The 16,137-nt window shown below is 28.6% G+C and carries 20 protein-coding genes; 3 read left to right on the top strand and 17 right to left on the bottom strand.

What is annotated here, in order from left to right:
• Nucleotides 1-105: 105 nt before the first annotated feature.
• On the top strand, nucleotides 106-840 hold the full coding sequence (locus FDT66_RS11575) for a DUF6263 family protein (RefSeq protein ID WP_138536696.1): 735 nt from the start codon (nucleotides 106-108) through the stop codon (nucleotides 838-840).
• A gap of 76 nt (nucleotides 841-916) precedes the next feature.
• Here the strand turns inward: FDT66_RS11575 and FDT66_RS11570 are convergent, their stop codons facing one another.
• From FDT66_RS11570 to FDT66_RS11550, 5 genes are all read right to left on the bottom strand, one after another.
• Nucleotides 917-2,587 carry a pyruvate dehydrogenase complex dihydrolipoamide acetyltransferase gene (locus FDT66_RS11570; protein ID WP_138536694.1) on the bottom strand — a complete coding sequence of 557 codons (1,671 nt, stop codon included), beginning with the start codon at nucleotides 2,585-2,587 and terminating at the stop codon, nucleotides 917-919.
• Between the two features lie 6 nt (nucleotides 2,588-2,593).
• Nucleotides 2,594-3,583 (bottom strand): pyruvate dehydrogenase (acetyl-transferring) E1 component subunit alpha, encoded by a 990-nt coding sequence (gene pdhA, locus FDT66_RS11565; protein ID WP_138536692.1) that lies wholly within the window; start codon nucleotides 3,581-3,583, stop codon nucleotides 2,594-2,596.
• Between the two features lie 138 nt (nucleotides 3,584-3,721).
• Nucleotides 3,722-4,393, bottom strand: a complete 672-nt coding sequence (locus FDT66_RS11560) for a hypothetical protein (protein WP_138536690.1) — start codon at nucleotides 4,391-4,393, stop codon at nucleotides 3,722-3,724.
• A gap of 74 nt (nucleotides 4,394-4,467) precedes the next feature.
• The gene (locus FDT66_RS11555) at nucleotides 4,468-5,136 is read right to left on the bottom strand and encodes a M15 family metallopeptidase (protein WP_138536688.1); all 669 of its coding nucleotides are present in this window, start codon (nucleotides 5,134-5,136) and stop codon (nucleotides 4,468-4,470) included.
• Between the two features lie 31 nt (nucleotides 5,137-5,167).
• Nucleotides 5,168-5,929 carry a DUF1206 domain-containing protein gene (locus FDT66_RS11550; protein WP_138536686.1) on the bottom strand — a complete coding sequence of 254 codons (762 nt, stop codon included), beginning with the start codon at nucleotides 5,927-5,929 and terminating at the stop codon, nucleotides 5,168-5,170.
• 99 nt (nucleotides 5,930-6,028) lie between these two features.
• Between FDT66_RS11550 and FDT66_RS11545 the strand changes: the two genes are divergently transcribed.
• Nucleotides 6,029-6,436, top strand: a complete 408-nt coding sequence (locus tag FDT66_RS11545) for a DUF2721 domain-containing protein (protein WP_138536684.1) — start codon at nucleotides 6,029-6,031, stop codon at nucleotides 6,434-6,436.
• A 49-nt stretch (nucleotides 6,437-6,485) separates the two neighbouring features.
• Here the strand turns inward: FDT66_RS11545 and FDT66_RS11540 are convergent, their stop codons facing one another.
• The 9 genes from FDT66_RS11540 to FDT66_RS11500 all read right to left on the bottom strand — a co-directional run bounded on the left by FDT66_RS11540 (nucleotide 6,486) and on the right by FDT66_RS11500 (nucleotide 13,560).
• The gene (locus FDT66_RS11540) at nucleotides 6,486-6,941 is read right to left on the bottom strand and encodes an SRPBCC family protein (RefSeq protein WP_138536682.1); all 456 of its coding nucleotides are present in this window, start codon (nucleotides 6,939-6,941) and stop codon (nucleotides 6,486-6,488) included.
• Nucleotides 6,938-7,264 (bottom strand): ArsR/SmtB family transcription factor, encoded by a 327-nt coding sequence (locus FDT66_RS11535; RefSeq protein WP_138536680.1) that lies wholly within the window; start codon nucleotides 7,262-7,264, stop codon nucleotides 6,938-6,940. The genes FDT66_RS11540 and FDT66_RS11535 overlap by 4 nt, the downstream gene beginning before the upstream one ends.
• Before the next feature lie 514 nt (nucleotides 7,265-7,778).
• On the bottom strand, nucleotides 7,779-8,219 hold the full coding sequence (locus FDT66_RS11530) for a hypothetical protein (RefSeq protein ID WP_138536678.1): 441 nt from the start codon (nucleotides 8,217-8,219) through the stop codon (nucleotides 7,779-7,781).
• A gap of 512 nt (nucleotides 8,220-8,731) precedes the next feature.
• Nucleotides 8,732-9,247, bottom strand: coding sequence for a hypothetical protein (locus tag FDT66_RS11525; RefSeq protein ID WP_138536676.1), 516 nt, complete (start codon nucleotides 9,245-9,247; stop codon nucleotides 8,732-8,734).
• A 427-nt stretch (nucleotides 9,248-9,674) separates the two neighbouring features.
• Nucleotides 9,675-10,199: a nuclear transport factor 2 family protein gene (locus tag FDT66_RS11520; protein ID WP_138536674.1), complete on the bottom strand. Its 525-nt coding sequence runs from the start codon at nucleotides 10,197-10,199 to the stop codon at nucleotides 9,675-9,677.
• Nucleotides 10,200-10,272: 73 nt separating this feature from the next.
• Entirely contained in the window at nucleotides 10,273-10,998 is a 726-nt protein-coding gene (locus FDT66_RS11515; protein ID WP_138536672.1) for a head GIN domain-containing protein, read from the bottom strand.
• A 100-nt stretch (nucleotides 10,999-11,098) separates the two neighbouring features.
• Nucleotides 11,099-12,778: a PspC domain-containing protein gene (locus FDT66_RS11510; RefSeq protein WP_138536670.1), complete on the bottom strand. Its 1,680-nt coding sequence runs from the start codon at nucleotides 12,776-12,778 to the stop codon at nucleotides 11,099-11,101.
• Nucleotides 12,771-13,115: a PadR family transcriptional regulator gene (locus tag FDT66_RS11505; protein WP_138536668.1), complete on the bottom strand. Its 345-nt coding sequence runs from the start codon at nucleotides 13,113-13,115 to the stop codon at nucleotides 12,771-12,773. The genes FDT66_RS11510 and FDT66_RS11505 overlap by 8 nt, the downstream gene beginning before the upstream one ends.
• 19 nt (nucleotides 13,116-13,134) lie before the next feature.
• Nucleotides 13,135-13,560 (bottom strand): DUF4870 domain-containing protein, encoded by a 426-nt coding sequence (locus FDT66_RS11500; protein ID WP_138536666.1) that lies wholly within the window; start codon nucleotides 13,558-13,560, stop codon nucleotides 13,135-13,137.
• Between the two features lie 152 nt (nucleotides 13,561-13,712).
• Here FDT66_RS11500 and FDT66_RS11495 point away from each other — a divergent pair, with 152 nt between their 5' ends.
• Nucleotides 13,713-14,168 carry a DUF4442 domain-containing protein gene (locus FDT66_RS11495; RefSeq protein WP_138536663.1) on the top strand — a complete coding sequence of 152 codons (456 nt, stop codon included), beginning with the start codon at nucleotides 13,713-13,715 and terminating at the stop codon, nucleotides 14,166-14,168.
• Between the two features lie 9 nt (nucleotides 14,169-14,177).
• Here the strand turns inward: FDT66_RS11495 and FDT66_RS11490 are convergent, their stop codons facing one another.
• The 3 genes from FDT66_RS11490 to FDT66_RS11480 are packed head-to-tail and all read right to left on the bottom strand — an operon-like array spanning nucleotide 14,178 to nucleotide 16,042.
• Nucleotides 14,178-15,083, bottom strand: coding sequence for a DUF5777 family beta-barrel protein (locus FDT66_RS11490; protein ID WP_138536661.1), 906 nt, complete (start codon nucleotides 15,081-15,083; stop codon nucleotides 14,178-14,180).
• The gene (locus FDT66_RS11485; protein ID WP_138536659.1) at nucleotides 15,073-15,612 is read right to left on the bottom strand and encodes a YceI family protein; all 540 of its coding nucleotides are present in this window, start codon (nucleotides 15,610-15,612) and stop codon (nucleotides 15,073-15,075) included. Before FDT66_RS11485 ends, FDT66_RS11490 begins: the two co-directional genes overlap by 11 nt.
• The gene (locus tag FDT66_RS11480) at nucleotides 15,605-16,042 is read right to left on the bottom strand and encodes an OB-fold protein (protein ID WP_138536657.1); all 438 of its coding nucleotides are present in this window, start codon (nucleotides 16,040-16,042) and stop codon (nucleotides 15,605-15,607) included. Before FDT66_RS11480 ends, FDT66_RS11485 begins: the two co-directional genes overlap by 8 nt.
• Nucleotides 16,043-16,137 lie beyond the last annotated feature (95 nt).

Here is a 16,137-nt window from a genome sequence, read left to right as displayed (position 1 = left end):
AATTAAACTTATTTATATTAAAAAAAACACTCAGTCATGCTGAGTGTTTTTTTATTGTAAAACATTTATATTTGCCCTTTAAGAAACATAAATTTAAATATAAAAATGAAAAAATTGTTAGTATTATTTATTGTTGCAACTGGTTTAAGTATTAATGCACAAGAATCTGTATTTTTAAAATTAAACTATAAAAAAGGAGATACTTTTTTAGTACAACAAGACGTGTCACAAAATATGGGCGCTCAAGGTGGTTTAGATATGAAAATGAAAATGGAGATGACCGTAACTAAAAGAGAAAAAGATACATTTCATATAAAGTCGAAAATTAAGCACATTGATATGAACATGTTACAAGGAGGACAAGTAATGTCATATGATTCCTCTATAAAAGAAGAAGATTTAGATCCAGTTGGTAAAATGGTGAAACAACAATTTGATCCTATGTTAAGTGCAGCTATTTTTTCAAAAGTTACACCAAATGGCGAAGTTATTAGTACTAAAGTTGAGCCACTAACTCCTGCATTAGAGCAATTTACAAAACAAAATAAAGGTGTAAATTATCCTAAAGATAAAGTTTCAGTGGGTTCTACTTGGTCAGATGAAGTAAATGAACAAGGTATGAGTCTTAAAACTATTTATACGGTTGCTAAAATTGAAAATGGAAAAGTATATATTGATGTTTCTGGGAATGTATCTGGAGTTGATAAAGGGTCTATAAATGGTAATTTGATTATTGATACAAAGTCTGGTGTTCAAGACAGTTCAAACATGACAATTTCAATGAGTTCAAATGGAATGGATATAGAGATTAAGACAAAAAGTAAAATGACTAAAATATAATTTATAATAAATTATGTTATAAAAAAATGCCTTGAGATTTTCTCAAGGCATTTTTTTATATAAAAATTTATGCAACCTAAGCTAACATTGTAACTGGGTTTTCGATAAACGTTTTTAGTGTTTGTAAAAATTGAGCACCAACAGCACCATCAACAGTTCTGTGGTCGCAAGTTAAAGTCAATTTCATTGTATTACCAACAACTATTTGTCCATTTTTAACAACTGGTTTTTCAACTATTGCACCTACAGATAAAATTGCAGAATTAGGTTGATTTATAATTGAAGTAAAATTATCAATACCAAACATTCCCAAATTAGAAACTGTAAAAGTACTACCTTGCATTTCTGCAGGAGTTATTTTTTTATGTCTTGCTTTACCTGCTAAATCTCTAACAGTTGCACCAATTTGAGTTAAACTCATTTGGTTGGTGTGTTTTATAACTGGCACTAACAAACCTTCGTCTACAGCAACTGCAACACCAACGTGAATATGATTATGGTAAACAGTTACATCATCTTTCCAAGAAGTATTTACTTGCGGATGTTTTTGTAATGCCATTGCACAAGCTTTTACCACCATGTCATTAAAAGAAACTTTTGTATCTGGAATTGCATTAATGGTTTTTCTAGAAGCCATAGCATTGTCCATATCAACTTCTATATTTAAGCTGAAATCTGGTGCAGTAAATTTAGAGTTCCCTAAAGATTTTGCAATTGCCTTACGCATTTGCGAATTTTTAACTTCTTCAGATTTTTCTTCACCTAAAACTGAAAAAGAAGGTACAGCAGCGCTTGAGGCTGGAGTAGGAGTTTCTACAGAAATAGTTGTAGAAGGTGTATAATTTTCTACATCTTTTTTAATAATTCTACCATTTTCTCCAGAACCAGTAACATCTGCTAAATTGATATCTTTATCAGATGCAATTTTTTTGGCTAATGGTGAAGCAAATATTCTACCACCATTATTGTTATTTGTTGTATTTGAAGATTTTTTTTCTTCAGTTTTCTTTTCAGATTTTTCTTCTTTTTTCTCAGATTTAGTATCTGTTTTCTTTTCAGATTTTTTTTCTGATGAAGTACTTTTTCCAGTAGAACCACCATTTTCAACAATAGCTGAAACATCAGTTCCTTCAGGTCCAATAATTGCTAATAAACTATCTACTGGAGCTGTTTCACCTTCTTGTGTACCAATGTATAAAAGAGTTCCTTCGTAAAAAGATTCGAACTCCATTGTAGCTTTATCGGTTTCAATTTCTGCTAAAATATCACCTTCTTCAACTGCATCACCTTTTTTCTTTAACCAAGAGGCAACAGTACCATCTGTCATAGTATCACTAAGACGTGGCATTGTAATTACTTGAACACCTTCTGGTATTTCAGCAGCTTCTGATTTTTCATCCTCATCAGATGATTTTTCATCTTCATTTTCTTTAGAAGATGTTTCTTCGCTGTTTTCAGATGTTTCTTCAGAAGAGTTATCGGCATCTAAAAGTGCAGAAATATCTTCACCCTCTTCACCAATAATAGCTAAAAGTGTATCAACAGGAGAAGTTTCACCTTCTTGAACACCAATATGCAATAAAGTTCCTTCGTGAAAAGATTCGAACTCCATTGTTGCTTTATCAGTTTCAATTTCTGCTAAAATATCACCTTCTTCAATTTTATCTCCAACACTTTTTAACCATTTTGCCACAACACCTTCTTCCATGGTATCGCTTAATCTTGGCATATTTACAACTGTAGCCATATTTTTTTAACTTATAAAAGGATAATCTTCTTGTTCATAAACCATATCATACATTTGTTGAGTTTCTGGGAATGGAGATTCTTCTGCGAATTTTTCACATTCTTTCACCATTTTTTTCACCTCTTTATCAATTGCAGCAATTTCATCTTCAGTAGCGTAATTCTTTTCTAAAATTACATCTTTTACTTGCGTAATTGGATCTATTTTTTTGTACTCCTCAACTTCATCTTTGGTTCTATAATGTTGTGCATCAGACATTGAGTGACCTCTATACCTGTATGTTTTCATTTCTAAGAAAGTTGGTCCATCACCACGTCTTGCTCTTTGTATTGCTTCATCTACAGCTTCTGCTACTTTTATTGGGTTCATAGCATCTACAGGACCACAAGGCATTTCGTAACCTAAACCAAGTTTCCAAATATCTGTATGGTTTGCAGTTCTTTCTACAGAAGTACCCATTGCGTAACCATTGTTTTCAACAATAAAAATTACGGGTAATTTCCATAGCATTGCCATATTAAAAGCTTCGTGTAAAGAACCTTGTCTTGCAGCTCCATCACCAAAACATGTTAAGGTAACTCCATCACTTCCTTTGTATTTATCTGCAAAAGCAATTCCTGCACCTAATGGAATTTGACCACCTACAATTCCATGACCACCATAAAAACCGAATTCTTTAGAGAAAATATGCATAGAACCACCCATTCCTTTAGAGGTTCCTGTTGCTTTTCCATACAATTCTGCCATCACTTTTTTAGGATCTTCTCCCATACCAATTGGCTGAACATGGTTTCTGTAAGCTGTAATCATTTTATCTTTTGATAAATCCATTGCATGCAATGCACCAGCTAAAATAGCTTCTTGCCCATTGTATAAGTGTAAGAAACCTCTTACTTTTTGTTGAATGTAAACAGAAGCAAGTTTGTCTTCAAACTTACGCCAAAAAAGCATGTCTTTGTACCAATCTAAATAGGTTTGTTTGGTGATTTTTTTCATTCTAATGATTGTTATTTATAATGAGGATTATATAAATGTTATGATAATCGAAATACAAAAATAACTGTTTTAAATAGAATAAAAAAACAAGATTTTTTGATTTAACTCAATCGTTTTCGTAGGTGTTTGTTTAAAGCTCTATTTATTTTTAGCTATAATTAGTGTAGCTTTAGCTCCTGTTGCTAAATTCCACTCGTTAGAAGATAGTAGCATACCAGCATCATTATATACTTTAAAAGCGGCAGTATTTGGACCAGAAGAACCTTGGTTTAAAGCAACAAATGCAATTTTATTAATACCTACTTCTAAAGGTATTGTAAAACTTTGATATTGTTGTTTTAGTAAGATGTTTGTTACTACTGGAATGTCATTTACCATAATGGTAACTCTATCACCATCAGGATATTGAAAATCTCTACAAATAATATTTACACTTTTAGAATTGGATCTAAAACTTCCTAAATCTTGGTCTATTTTCGGATAGATATATTGTCCGTTTATTTTTTTGAAAGCTTTTAAAAAGCGGGCTTCACTAATTTTTTGTTGTGTTAAAACTCCTTTATTTTTTAAAGCTTCTTCATCTTGTTGTTGCTTTAATTTTTCTTTTTCTTTTTCAAAGGCTTTTTTAAAACCATCATCTCCTTTTAATTCAATAGATTTTGGTTGTACAGAAACTTTTTTATTTTTTAAAGTAATAGTTTTTCCTTTTTCATTCGCATTTCCACCATTAGTTTTGTCTAACTGTGCAAAAAATGGTGTTGCAAATAAAAAGCTGAATATTAGAAATAAAAATTTTACTTTTTGAGTCATTTTGTAACGTTTAACGTTATATAAGCAAATATAATGCCGATTTATGACGATTGTCTTTAGATTTTGTTAAACTTTTAATTAATTGGAAAGTTAAAATAAGTATTTGGAAAAGGCTCGTTTTTTAAGGTAAAATGCCACCATTCATTATCATAAGGTTTGAAACCATTTTTAAGCATTACATCTCTTAATAACATTCTGTTTTCTTTTTGCTTTTCTGTAATGTTTTTATAAAATGGATGTGATTGAAGACCAAAAAAATCATAAGGACTTCCCATATCCAATTCTTTTCCAGTAGTAGCATCAACAATTGTTAAATCTATAGTGCTACCTCTTGTATGACCCGATTTTGAAGCAATATAACCTTGATTAAAAAGCTGAGATTTTGCAACTTTTGGATAGTATTGCTGCTTCATTAACGTATCATTTAATACTTTGGCCCAAGTTACAAAATGGTTTACAGCTTTTTGTGGCCTGTATCCATCAAAAATTTTTAAGCTCAACCCTTTTTTTTGCAATATTTCTTGAACTTTTTTTAATGCCTTTGCAGTTTCTGTAGAAATAATTAAGCAGTTACTTTGATAGCCATCAATTGGTTTTCCTATAAAATTATTGTTAGATAAATAACGCAATTCTATTTGAATGGAATTATCTATATCATTTAAATACGTAAAACCTTTAGGGATTTCTTGTGAGAAATTTGTAAAACTTATTGCTAAAAAAAGTAAAAGAAGTATTTTTTTCATGTTTTCAAAAATACGTAAAAACGAATAGATTTTAGTAAGAACTATATCTTGCATAAAAATATTGAAAAATACCATAACTTATAAAACCCAAAGCCATAATTGCCATTAAAATATCGCCAAAAGTAAGATTGTGTAGGTATGTAAACATTTCTTGAGTGCCTTTTATTTGATTAGGATTTTGCTCTGAAGCTGCTTTAAAAATAAACCAAGCAAATATTAAAAACGAAATACCTCTAGCAGAAATACCAAAAGTTCCTGTTTTTTTTAAAAAAGCAAACGATTCTAAATTTTTTGATTGTTCAATATTTTTTAAGTGTTTGTTTTTTGTAACAATGTAAAACTGATTGATGGCAGATATAAAAATAATAATTGCAATGGTGTACAAAATATACGCACCATTTTCTAAGTTTAAAATTTTAGTGACCAAAGACTCCTTTGAAACTCCTTGTGTAGATTGATTAACCGCTTTATAAAGAATAGAAATTGCAAAAGAACCATAAATTATACCTCTCATAAAAAAATCTATCATTAAAATGTATTTGGTTTTTTTATTCTTATTGGTTACTACCAAAAACGATTTGTAAAAACGCCAAATAGCATAAGAGAGCATGCCTGTACCTACAATAAGTAATAATACTTTGCCAAAAATTTGATTTTCTAAAAAAGCAATTACAGTATTTCTATCTGAAACTTTACCACCAATATTTAAAGCAGTTAAAAAGGTAAGTATACCAATAATAGCATACACAAGTCCTTTTGTAACAAAGCCAAACGTTCTAATCTTTTGAATCACGAATTTTTTATTTATTGCGAATTTACTTTAAAAAATAGAATCTTGTAAAACTAAAAGTTATTTTAGTATTTAATTATTGCCTAATTTTGTTATTTATTTATGGAACAACTAACACTTACAACACCTGCACTTTTATTTTCGGCAATTTCTTTAATAATGCTTGCATATACCAATCGTTTTTTGGCGTATGCAGCTGTGATTAGAAATTTACATGATATTTATTTAGAAAAAAAAGACGACTCTTTACTGCGACAAATTAAAAATTTGAAGTTGCGTTTGAACCTAACAAGATGGATGCAAATTTTTGGAATTAGTAGTTTGCTTTTTTGTGTGTTAACAATGTTTTTAATTTACGTTGGCTTACAAATTACTGCTGTTTATATTTTTGGTTTTGCACTTATTTTACTTATAATTTCTTTGGCATTATTAATTAGAGAAATACAAATTTCTGCGTTGGCTTTACAACATCATATTGCAGATATTGAAGAATATTTTGAGAAGCAATAGCTTTGTATTAGTAATAAAATAAATTATATTATTAACAATTTTTTTTCTGCTAGTTTTTTAAAGTTTCTAAAATTGTTTCCAATCTGTTTAATGCGGAACCCCAACCATTATAAAACCCCATTTCTTCTTGTTGTTTACAATATTCTGGTGTGGCGTGAATAACTCTAAAAGTAAATTTTGTTTTATTGCCATCTGCCTCAAAGTAGGTTTGTAGCTCAACATTTTCAGTCATAGGTTTAAAATCAGCAGAAGTAATTATTTTTTTAAATTCTTTGATTTCTTTATATGTACCTTCTGATATAAACTCATTTCCATCTGGCATTGGCATTGAATATTTCCATTTTCCTCCAACTTTAAAATTATGTTCAATAACTTTAATATTCATTCCTTTTGGTGCCCACCATTTTAATATGTGTTCAGATTGTGTCCAAGCATCCCAAACTAATTTTACAGGTGCATTAAATATTTTCTCAATTGTTAAGGTTCTGTTTGCTAAATCGCTCATTTTTTATTGTTTTTTGTTTGTATTTGATTGATATAATTTTCAAAGGAATCTATTCTGTCTTCCCATAATTTATTGTACTGCTTTATCCATAAAAACGCAGGAATTAATTTTTGAGGTTGAATTAAACATATACGCTCTCTACCAATTTGATTGAAATCGATTATTCCACATTCGTTTAATATTTTTAAGTGCTTGGAAATTGCAGGTCTGCTTATTTCGAATTTTTCTGCCACTTCATTTATAGTCAAAGCTTCAGTAGCAAGAAGCTCAATAATATCTCTTCTAACTGGATCTGCAATTGCTTGAAAAACATCTCTTCTCATATATTATGTAACTATTTGGTTACAAATATAAATGTAATCATTTGGTTACGCAAATATTTTTATTAAAAAAAATAGTTTTTCTATCTAAAAGTGAGAATTTTAATTATTGTTGTTAGGTTTGTGTGTTTACTTGCTTGAGTTGGTTTATGCTACATTTAGCAATTGAAAACTGAATAGAATATTCATGAAGATTTTTGTGAGTAGGAGAGTATTAGCGAAGAATTATAGAAATTACTGCCCAGGTTTTTATTTTCAATCTTTTTTCCCAAGTAACCAAGAAGCCAGCAATAAATTATATATGGTGTTGTAAAATGTGTACTTAATTTTAGCATCATTCTTATTTAATTTAGAGTAATTTTCAGTAAAATTTTAATTCCGTATTTTGATTAATACCTCATTTTTTTATTAAATTACTTAACTCTGGCACGATTCAATAATTTTTACGATGTGTTTTTATAATATTATTTGTTATATTCAAGCAATTAATTTTACAGGTTGTTGTAAATAGTTGAATTTAATCTGTTCTGTAGTAAAAGTATTGTGGTTTACCAATACGGTCATGAATAATTAATTCATTATGAATTCCATTTTCACTCAACTTTATATCAATCCTCCCTACAATATCTGAATTATCATACCTTATTTCACCAAAGGGTCTTTCGTAGAATGAACCAGTGATTTCTATTTCTCCCTCTAAAATTTCACCAACAACGCATTCGTTATTAGCATTCTTTGTATATATTTTTCTTTTAAATCGCCCATTAGAATCAATTTCAAGATCATTTGGACTATTTACATCAGATAGACAAATATTTGAATCATATGGATAAACTCCATGTATTTTATATTTTCCATTAAATCTTCCTAAACCAGGATAAGCAGGGTCATCTTCTGTACAAGAAGCTATTAAAGTAAGTATAATTAAGGATAAAATAGTGATTTTTAATTTTTTCATATTTTTTACTTAAAACGTATTTCTGTATTGAAAGTTGTAAATATAGCAAAAAAAACAACTAATTATTACAGACTTTGACTAACGCAAGGTTTTTAATTTAGTGCTTTTATTTTCCACATTTTATTGAATTTCATAAACTTGCAAAATTCAGATTTCGAGTAACAATTCCGCATTTTGGCTTTCAGAGTTTGAGTAAATTCAAAGTTTAATAATTGCGAAAACTTGCTAAAATTTCGCAAGAATGTTACAAGCGAGAGAGTGTTCCATATTTTTGAAATTCACACTTTTTTTTCAGAATTTAGATTTACAAACTATAAAAAACCAAAAGTTAATTTAAAAGAACTAACTTATTTCTGACGCAATTCAGCAGTTTTTTACAACGTGTTTGTTTATGGAAAGTTGCGATTTTTGACAAAGAGGAATTTCGGCACGAAATTCAGAAGTTGGCAAAAATGCAACTAACTTTGTTTAAGCTAAAAGTAGCAATTTTTTATAAACGGTGTTAGCAAATGTTATTTTCCTTTAAAATAACTCAATTGTCTATAAACAACTAAATCTTTTTGGTTTATCCATTCAGTATAAGGTTCCAATTCAAATGTTTTTTTTGATGATTCATTAATTATCTCAACAGAATTATTTCCAAATTCGTTTTCTTTTTGATTATAGAATTTAAAACCATATTTTTCTAATTCAGTATTTAATTCAACAATTTGAGTTTCTGATATTTTTAGATTACGAATTTTTCCAAATTCTTTTTCCTCTTTAAGATATAAAGTGTCCAAAATGTAATCAAAACCTTTGGCAACAACATTATTCCAATCCTCAACATAAATTTGATAATAGTTTCTTAATTTTCCATTTTTTTCACGCAAATTAAAAAATCCACAACCAACTGTTATAGTGTCACAACCATTTTTCATAACTTCTCTTAATGAAATATCAAATTCTTCGTCAAAAGCATTATAAGTTGGTGAAGGTCTACAACTATTCAGCGTTATTAAAATTAAAATAATAATACTTTTTTTCATTTTTTAATCTTTCGTTTGTAAGAGAATTTTCAGTTTTTTATAAATTGTGTTTCTCTATTTAGCAAGTTTGAGTAGATTCCACAATATTTGCTAACTAGTAATAAACAAAGTATCCCTTTTTTTATTTTGATAAATAAAGTTTTTATTGCTACCATAATTGGTTGATAAATATAATTTATAAAAATGTATTAATCAACTTTAGGTGAGCTTAAAAGTTTGTTGTTTCTAATTTTAGAGATATTTTTTTTGGTTTAAATTTAATTTAAAATCCTTTTCAATACAAAACAATTTGCAAACTCTATAAAAAAGTAAGCGTCGTTTTTTACAAAACGACGACTTACCAAGTAAACTAATAAAACCAAGTATTAGTACTCAACCATTTTAATGCAAATGGTAAGATATTAGAAGTTAGCTTTCTAATAAATTTTTATTCAGAATAGGGTTTGTGATTGTAACTTAACACCCTTTTTAGTTTCCAAATTTTATTTTCTAGTATCCAAAGATGTGTAAAATCTGCAATACCAACAGTAATTAATTTTCCATTTTGTTTTTCTTGAAATGTGTGTTTCCCTTGTTGAATGGCACCATATAATTGTCCGTTTTTCTTCATCGAAAAAACTTCTAAAGAATTGTTTACAAGTGTTCTTGAATGATTTCCTGGATTGGCACAAATATTATTTTTAACAGCTTCAAAAAACTGTTCTTTATTTTGAATACCACCAACGTCATGATAAAATTCAAAATCAGCTGAAATCATTGGTTGTAATTCTTTAAGATTGCAATTATTAAAAGCATTATTGAATAAAATACTGTCTTTAGATTTTAATGTTTTAAATAAAGTGGAATTTTCAGCTTCTTGAGCATTAGAAACCCAAGAAAATAAAAACATAATAATTGCTATTAATATTTTTATGACAACAGAATTTTTAAAAGGTTCTAAAAGTGATTTCATAATAGGTTTAAAAGAAATCTTGAGGTTGCTTACAACCTCAAGAAATCAGGTTTTGGTTGATTGATATTTGTTATTATTTTTTAGAAACGCTTCCTCCAGAAGACGATTTTTTAGATACATTTTTTGGACTTCCTTTATAATCGATATCTCCACCACTTGTAGCTCTAGCTTCAATTTTTTGTGATGCGTAAATATTTATGCCTGCACCACTTGTTGCTTTGGCAATTACATTTTCGCTTTTTAAATCGTAAGCATCTATAGAGCTTCCACTTGTAGCGCTAGAAGCGTGATTGGTTGCAATTCCAGAAATACGAATATCTGAACCACTTGTAGAGGAAGTTTCTACACTTTCTGCATCCACTTCTAAACGAATGTCTGCACCACTAGTAGCTGAAATTGAAATTTCTTGTGTTTTTATAATTCCATTTCCGTAAACGTCACTTCCACTTGTTGCTTTAAGTGAATTTAAGTTTTGAATGGTAACGTGAACTTTTCTAGATTTTGCTTGCCAAATGTTTTGATCTGTATATATTTTTAAGACGCCATCAATTACTTCTGTAATAATAATTTCTTGTAAATTTTCATCAGCTTCTACAGTAACTTTATTGATATTGCCTTGTGTGATGTACAAATCTATTCCAGAGCTTACTCTGATGCCCGAAAAATTGTCTGCCACTTTTCTGTCTTCTGTAGTTACATTTCTGTTTCCATTTACTCTGTTTAGCATGTCTATTCCGCAAGAAGTAAAAATGGTTGCTACGAAAAGAATTGCTACAATTTTGTTGATTGATTTTTTCATGATTGTTAGTTTATTTTGGTTTGTAAAAGTCTATTATTAGACGCTTCAAACAAAAAAATGGTTGCCCAACTGTATTTTTTATATACTGAGTTGTAAAAAATTAAATAGTTTCTTCTGTATTTTTATCTTCTTCAATTTCTTTTTCACAATCTGTACATTTTAAAATGTCTTCACCCATTGTAAAATATCTGTTTAGCATATCAAAATCTCTAATGCGTTTATCATTTTTAATGTTATACATAAAATTATGAATTGAATTATCGAAATAAATGGTCATATTTTCAGGTAAGAAAATTGTAATATTTACTTCTTCATCTTTCCAGAAATTGGTAACATCTGATATAAAAAAGGCATCTAGCAATAGTTCATTTCCATTAATTTCGTATTCATAAACTATTTTTTCGGCAGTTTTATTTGCTGAAATACGAGATCTTCCACGAGATTCTTTTTGAATAACCATATATGCTTCATTTGTAGCACTTTTTTTGATATCTATTTGTACGTTGTTAGAATATACAGCTACTTTATCATCTATTTCAACTTTGTATTTTCTTGAACTTCTTCTTAAATTATGCGCATAGTAAATATTATCATCATTTATTACTTTTAGCGTTAAAGTATCATTTTGACGGATATTTAGGCTATTTTTTGCTACAGATTGACCATAATTGGCATGTGTTGCTCCAAACTCTAAACCTGCAAATACAATACCCAATAAAGCAATAATCCAAATTCCTAAAAGGGTTAATGAAGTTGTTTTGCTAAATTGTTTTACGCTGCTAGAAAGTATTCTTAATCCTAAAACAAATAGTACTAAAAAAGGAATTGCTAGTAATAGAAAAAGGAATAAGGTTAATAACCACATTGGTAATGTTGATGCGTAGAAAAATTCTGGATATTGTATCATTTCTTCACCAAAATTTAAAAACTCTAAACTTCCGATAGAAAACCCTCCAATTATTAGAGATAAAATAACTGCTGCTGCTACAAATACCAATATTACTCCAATAAATTTACCAATTACTTTTAAAAGTACTAAAGCTATGTTGCCAATTGCATTTAAAAAATCTTGCAGTCCGTTATTTTTTTTGGTCTTTCCCCTAAATGTTTTACTCATTTTTTCTGAAAACTCATTTGCACCATCTTTAATTTTTTCTGATGCTTGGTTTGCAAAAACGGTTACATTTTCTGAGACGTTATTAAATTCTTCACGAATTTTTTTCTCGATATTATCAATATTTACAGGTTCGCCTTCCATTTGTAATTTTTCGGCAGTTGTTTTTGCTTCTGGAAGTAAAATCCACAGAATAATGTATAAGATTACACCAAAACCAGCTCCAAAAAACAAGGCTAATAAACCAAGACGTACCCAAATAGTGTCTATATCAAAGTAATGTGCAATACCTGAAGCGACACCACCTAAAAATTTATCATCACCATCTCTAAACAGTTTTTTTCCAGAAGATTTATTGTTTCTTGTATACGAATAGTTTGCTTCATTATAGGTTTCTTCAGCTTCGGCATAATCTTCTGGTTGTCCCATAATTTTAATGATATCGTCTATATCACCTTCATTTACAACTTGTCTTGCATCTGTAATTTTTTCTGATAAAAGTTCACTAATTCGTGCTTCAATATCTGCAATGATCTCGTTTTTTCCTTGTGGATCATCACTTAAAGATTTAGAAATAGATTCTAAATATCTTTTTAGTTTTTGATAGGCAATTTCATCTATATGGAAGAAAAATCCGCCTAAATTTATATTTATTGTCTTATTCATTTGATGTTGGTTTTTTGCTAATTACTTGGTTTACTGAATTGATTAAATTGCTCCATGTTTTGTCTAATTCTTTTAAAAACATGCCTCCGTTTTCTGTTAAAACGTAATATTTTCTTGGTGGTCCAGAGGTTGATTCTTCCCATCTATATGTTAATAAACCTGCGTTTTTTAGGCGAGTTAATAATGGATATATGGTTCCTTCAACCACAATCATTTCTGCACCTTTTAGTGTAGAAAGTATTTCGGAAGTATAAGCATCTCCATTTTTTAAGATGGATAAGATGCAATACTCTAAAACACCTTTTCTCATTTGTGCTTTTGTGTTTTCTATCTTCATTTAATGTGGTTATTAATTATTATTTTACAAATTTTATGGTAAATGGATATTTGTAACTTTCACCTTCTTTTACTTTTAAGGAAGCTATAATTACCAAAGCAATTCCTACTAAATAAATGATACCGGCAATAGAGCCAAAACCTATAAAACCAAAAAGATTGTCAAAATTTAAATTGATATCTATATTGTTAAAGTTTCTAAAATTTCTAAAAATAGAACCAAATGCGAAAGGCACAAAAGCAATTGTTATGATAAATACATACAACGTATAACTGATATTAAAATTTACAGCTTCTTTACCTTGTTCGTCTAAAAATTGACTTCTATCTTTTAATGTTTGCCACGCAATTAATGGTGCAACTATATTACCAAAAGGAAATATAAAACCTGCAAATGCAGAAATATGCAATAAAAAAGCGTTGGTGTTTTCGTTATTTTGTTTCATTTTTATAAATATATAATACTTTCTTATGCAAATATATATCTTAAAAAAGGTATTATGCAATGCATAGTACTATAATTAACATTTTTTTAACATTTAAAAGATTGTTTATTGTTTGCTTAAAAAGTGGTAAATTGCCCATAAATAAAAGGTTTATGATAATAACAGCATCAAGAATTAATACTTTCATGTTTTTTAAACTGCCTTTGGGTTGGTTGTCTGGTTTAAGGGTAAAGATTTTAAATGAAACAACCTGTGTTGTTAAAATTAGGCATAAATGGATGAATCAAAATCCATTTAAAAGTATGTTTTGGGCTGCACAAGGTATGGCTGCAGAAATGAGCACAGGAGCTTTAGTAATGCAAGCTATTGAAAATTCTAAGCAAAAATTTTCTATGTTGGTTACGCATCAAGAAGCAGATTTTTATAAAAAAGCAACAGGTAAAATTTTATTTACTTGCAAAGGAGGTAATGAAATTAGAAATGCCATACAAGAATCTATAAAAACGGGTGAAGGACAACTTGTAGTTTTATCTTCCGAAGGAAAAAATGAAGATGGAGTAGTGGTTTCCAAATTTCAATTTCACTGGAGTGTTAAAGTGAAAAGTTAAAGCGCAATTTTATTTTAGCTTATTTTTATTTGTATGCAAAATAAACGTTGCATTTACCCCAAAATGTAAATTCGGATTTTTAAAATTGAAATTATCTACAGTTTGTGTAATAAAAGTATCTTCAGCATAATTTCTTGCATTTGTAATGTGAAATTGTAACATCAAGTCACTTACTTCCCAATTTATACCTACCATAAATACATTATATGTTTCAATAGATTTTAATGGATTAGCAACATAATAATATTCAGAAACTATTGAGGTGTGTCCACCTATTTTGTGTCGACCACCAAAACCAATTGCAAAGTGATTGTTAGGATCTTCGTTTACAACATTTGAACTTCGATGAATAAATGTTGGTGCAATTTGTAACGATAAATTTGTGTTGAATTTATGAGCAATTAGTACTTGACTGGTAAATGAATATTTATCAGAAGATGTTGTAGGGTCGTAAATGGAGTTTGGAATATCATTTAACTTTCTATGAGAAATTCCTTGAAATAAGGTAATGCTAAATGAAGGTTTTTTACTGTTTTTTAGTTGTTTTAATAACCTGTATTTTACGTACCCATCTGTAATTTTATCAAAAGTTGTATAACCAGCTCCAAAAGTAAAATTATTGGTAATTGCATAATCTAATCCAAAACGTGTGGAAACTTTATCTGCTAAAAAACGTTGGCTTTCTGGGTTTGGAGTATCCCAATATCTATTATACAAAGTTATTTCTAAAGCTCCTTTTTTTCGGGTTTCTACAGATTGTCCAAGCGCAATTCTCGTAGTTTTAAAAGTTGCTATTTCGTAAACTGCTTTGTCTGGAAACTCAGCATTTAACTTGTCTAATAAATCTTGTGCATTTAGTGAAGTACTTAAAAAACACAAACCAATCATCAGTTTTTTGTATATTTTAGTCTTCATAAGGTTGGTATTTAAAATTGAATTTTATAGAAATACTTTTTGCAATATTACTTGCTAAAACTGGCGGAATTTTAATATCAAAATCTTTTACCATTACCTCAAAATCTCCAGATATACTGTAATTTCCATTTGTGTTTTTAATAGTTGATTTAATTTCTACCTCTTTTGAAATTCCATGAATGGTTAATTTGCCAAACACCATTTTAGTTTGTTCTTCTTCTAAAGGATTAAAATCAATTATTTTGCCAAGGAAACTAGCTTTTGGAAAAATATCAGATTCAATATAACTTTCATTAAAATGTTCGTACATTAAATCTTTTTTAAATACAAATGCACGCATTAACATGCTGATGGCAATTTCTTTTTTATCAATATCTAAAAAACTTAAAACCTGATTATTTTTAGCTTCAATATTTTCTACAGAAGTATAAGAAAAGAATGAAATTTGACCTTGACGTGCAATAAATTGATTTTCTTTTGCAGCAAAACTTCCTAAAAAAAATAATAGTAGTAGTAACGTTTTATTCATTTGGTTGTAAATCTATATAACAGTTTAGTAAAATAACATCTTTTAAAAATCCTTTACAAATTCCTTTTACTTTTATTTTTTGATGTGTTTTTAAACTTTCAATTTTTTCCTTTTGATTTGGAAGTATATCACAAATAACTCCAGAAGTTCCGTTTTTACTATATAAAATTACAGTATTTGTATTGTTTAAATATGATATTTCTTTTACAAAACCTACAACTTCAATAATTTTACCAGCATATAATTTGTTGTATTTTTCTTCATCAGAAATAAAGTTAAACACCAATTCATCTGAATGAATTGCAACTTCAGAAGCCGAATTTTCAATATTTTTAGGTGAATTTACAAACAAAGGTCTTGCGAAATAAAATACACACATTAAAAATATTAAAGCTAAGCTAATACAAAAAAAAACAATTTTTTTCTTCATCAAAATGAGTTGTGTAAATGTATTAAATTATATTTTTAATTTAAATATATACAAATGAAGCTTTTTCTAGAGGTTTTTTATTGTTGAAAATTAAT

This window comes from Polaribacter aestuariivivens, from assembly GCF_005885675.1.
Classification (GTDB): Bacteria; Bacteroidota; Bacteroidia; order Flavobacteriales; family Flavobacteriaceae; genus Polaribacter; species Polaribacter aestuariivivens.
This window is presented reverse-complemented; position numbering and strand designations above follow the sequence as displayed.